At 38.6% G+C, this 3,710-nt stretch carries 3 protein-coding genes; all 3 read right to left on the reverse strand.

The genetic code is table 11. The features are described 5' to 3' along the window. Positions 1-1,323: an RIP metalloprotease RseP gene (gene rseP, locus E1171_RS05115; protein WP_155204738.1), complete on the reverse strand. Its 1,323-nt coding sequence runs from the start codon at positions 1,321-1,323 to the stop codon at positions 1-3. An 87-nt stretch (positions 1,324-1,410) separates the two neighbouring features. After that, positions 1,411-2,595 carry a 1-deoxy-D-xylulose-5-phosphate reductoisomerase gene (locus tag E1171_RS05120; RefSeq protein WP_155204740.1) on the reverse strand — a complete coding sequence of 395 codons (1,185 nt, stop codon included), beginning with the start codon at positions 2,593-2,595 and terminating at the stop codon, positions 1,411-1,413. A gap of 316 nt (positions 2,596-2,911) precedes the next feature. After that, positions 2,912-3,710: GH3 domain-containing protein (locus tag E1171_RS05125; RefSeq protein ID WP_187696268.1), on the reverse strand; the 799-nt coding region annotated here is incomplete at its 5' end.

Below are 3,710 nucleotides of genomic sequence, written 5' to 3' on the forward strand. Positions count from 1 at the left end.
TTAAAAGAGGTTTTTAAACAAATCATTTCCTATGGCAAACACCATTATACTTAAAAGGATCACCATTCCGGCTTTTTGAGCTACTTCCAAAAACTTATCTGAAGGGGCACGACCAGAAATCATTTCATAGGTCAAAAACATAACGTGTCCCCCGTCCAGGGCAGGAATAGGAAGGAAGTTCATAAAGGCCAAAATCATAGATATTACTCCTGTAAGATACCAAAATCTATTCCAATCCCAAGTACCTCCGTACATTTGAGCAATTCCAATTGGACTGCTAATGGATTTGGAAGCAGAAACTTCACCTGAGAATATTTTCCCCAATCCTTTTGCATTCGCCCAAACCGTTTCAAATGCCATATCCACCCCTTCAGGAATAGCCTGCATGAAGGTATAATCTTGATGTTTTGAGGCCAGTAACATTTCTGAAGAAAAGCCTAAGGTAGCATCCACGTCTACTTTTATTGGAAGGGTAAGTGAGCTTCCATCTCTTAAAACATTTACATCTATAGTCTGTCCTTTATACTGTTCCAAAATCGGTTTCAATTCCTGAAAGAAACTTACAGGTTCACCGGCAATGCTCAGAATTTGATCCCCAGCTTTTAAACCGCCTTTATCCGCCCCACTTCCAGGTGCAACTTGATTTACATTAAAAGGGAACAAAGGCTCAATAAATTTCACATTTTTTTCTGAAAGCTTCTCTACCAAATCTCCTGGAATAGGAATATCAATAATCTCACCATTTCGCTCAACGGTATAATAACCATTATCAGCAAAGATAGCCTCTGCACTTCTCAAATCGCTAAAATTCTCATAATCATGACCATTGAGCTTTATAATTTTATCCCCAGTCTTTAAACCAATTTCTTGCGCCAATTCATAAGCCATGATTCCATTCTTGTTTACTTCCTCTTTAGGAAAATAAGAAACGCCATTGACATAGGTCATGAAAACAAAAATCAAAATACCGGTGATCACATTCACAATGATACCACCCATCATTACAATTAGACGCTGCCAAGCCGGTTTGGAACGGAATTCCCAGGGTTTAGGCTCTTCAGAAAGTCCTTCAGTATCTAAAGATTCATCAATCATTCCCGAAATTTTCACAAAACCACCTAAAGGAATTGCACCTAGGGAATATTCTGTTTGCCCTACTTTAAAGCCGAAAATTTTAGGAGGAAAACCAATAGAATATTGTTCTACACGCATTCCAAATAACCTTGCCGCAATTAAATGACCAAATTCATGAACACCAACTAAAATTGACAAAGCCAGAATTAACTGGGCGGCCATCACCAGCCCTTCTAATAATGATTCCATTTATAAGTTTTTACTTAACAATTCTATTTTTAATCGAAAAACGGCAAATATAAAAAAAGTTTTAGCGCTTGTCTAAAAATTTCATTCCTAAGCCATTCTCACTAATCGGTTAACCCTTTCCAGGGCTTCCACTCTTGTTTTATGATCTGTATATACGTAATCATCCATTGTAGGATTCCTTACATAATCAATCCTTAATAAACACTCTTCAATAATTTCAGGCATATCTAAAAAACCAATCCTGTCCTTTAAAAATTCGGAAACCACCACTTCATTGGCTGCATTAAGGGCACAAGGCATGTTTCCTCCTTTTTCCAAAGCCAAATAAGCCAGCTTCAGATTCCTGAAATTTTCAAGGTCAGGCTCCTCAAAAGTTAAGGCTGGATAATCCAAAAAACTAAATCTTGGGAAATCGGATTTAAGCCTTTCCGGATAACTTAACGCAAACTGTATGGGAATTCGCATATCTGGCAACCCTAATTGTGCTTTAACAGATCCATCGGTGAATTGTACCATAGAGTGAATTATGGACTGCGGATGCACAGCTACCTCAATCTGATCAGGTCTTAAATCAAACAACCACTTTGCTTCTATTACCTCTAATCCCTTATTCATCAAAGAAGCAGAATCAATGGTTACTTTTGCCCCCATATCCCAATTGGGATGTTTTAAAGCTTCAGCACTGGTTACAGTCCTTAAAAAAGACTTATCTTTTCCACGGAAAGGCCCACCTGAAGCTGTCAATGTAATTTTCTCAATGGGATTATGAAATTCCCCTACCAAGCATTGAAAAATGGCAGAATGCTCCGAATCCACTGGGTAAATATTTACCCCTTTTTCCATGGCCAGCTTGGTAATCAGCTCCCCTGCCACCACCAAAGTCTCTTTGTTTGCCAAGGCAATGTTTTTGCCTGCCTCTATGGCTTTCACTGTAGGCAATAAACCAGAATACCCCACCAAAGCAGTCAAAACAATATCGATACTATCCATTTGGACTACTTCTGCAAGTGCTTTTTTGCTACTGTATACCTTTACTCCATGAGGATCCAAAGCTTCACTTACCTGCTCGTATTTCTTCTCGTTGCCAATCACCACGGCATTGGGTAAAAACTCTAAACTTTGTTCTATCAGAAGATCAGCATTGTTTTGTGCCGTCAACACCTCCACGGTGAATTTTTCTCTATTGGCCCGAACTACTTCCAGGGTCTGGGTTCCAATTGAACCCGTGGATCCCAAAATGGCCACATGCTTTCTTTGTGAATTATTCCCCAACCTTTTACTTTTAATATTTTTAAATTCCTTTTTCTTCAGAAAAAATTAACTTAATCGCCCTTCAGGACTCCCATTCACCTTTTTCAGAAAGGGCGTACAACAGTAGAATTCTCCGAATTATTCCTTAGAGCATGTTTAAAAATTTTCTATTGGTTGCAAATGGTTTATGAAAAGCCTGATTTTCGTTTCTTTTTTCGGTCGTAACCTCCGACTACGAGCTCAAAAAGGGCCTCATTCAACCTTTCAAACCGCCATTTTCACTTCCAAACAAAATATTTAAACAAGCTTTTTGTCTTTACTTAAGAGCTTATCTTAATTACCCCTCCACAAATTTCTGCAAGTAATCCGCAATTTTCCGGTCATTTGCCAATCGTGGCACTTTATTTTGCCCACCAAGTTTACCTTCAGCTTTCATATAATTGATAAAAGAATCCTTTTTTAAAGGTTTCACATGGAGGGTACGAAGAATCTGTCCACTTATCAGATCATCGTAATAGGAGTTCAGCTTTCGTAATTGATTGTCCAAATCCAGGGCAAATGCTTCCATATCAACAGGTGGATTAGCAAACTCCACATACCACTCATGTAATGGTAATCCCTCTTTAGGAGTAACTTGAGGAGCAACACTAAATTCTATCAACTCAGTTTCGGGGTGCTCCGACATGGCAAATTTCATTGCACCTTCCACTTCCTCTCCGATCACATGCTCTCCAAATGCAGAAATAAAGTGTTTAATACGACCGGTCACAACAAGCCGATATGGGTATTTGCTTACAAACTTAACTGTATCGCCAATGGAATAACCCCACAATCCGGCATTTGTATTCAGAATAAGGGCATAATTAACCCCTAGCTCTACTTCCCCAATAGATAAGCGCCTTGGATTTTCATCAAAATACTCATCGGCAGGGATAAACTCATAAAACATACCTGAATTGAGGAGCATTAAAAGACCTTCCTCCTTTTGACTATCCTGGAAAGCAATAAATCCCTCAGAAGCTGGATAAGTTTCTATGGAATCAATTTCTTTCCCTATTGACTCATAAAGTTTTGCTTTATAAGGCTCAAAATTCACGCCACCATAAACAAATAAAGAGAAATCAGGAAAAATATCT

The sequence above is a fragment of the Xanthovirga aplysinae genome (assembly GCF_009711365.1).
In the GTDB taxonomy this organism is placed as follows: domain Bacteria; phylum Bacteroidota; class Bacteroidia; order Cytophagales; family Cyclobacteriaceae; genus Xanthovirga; species Xanthovirga aplysinae.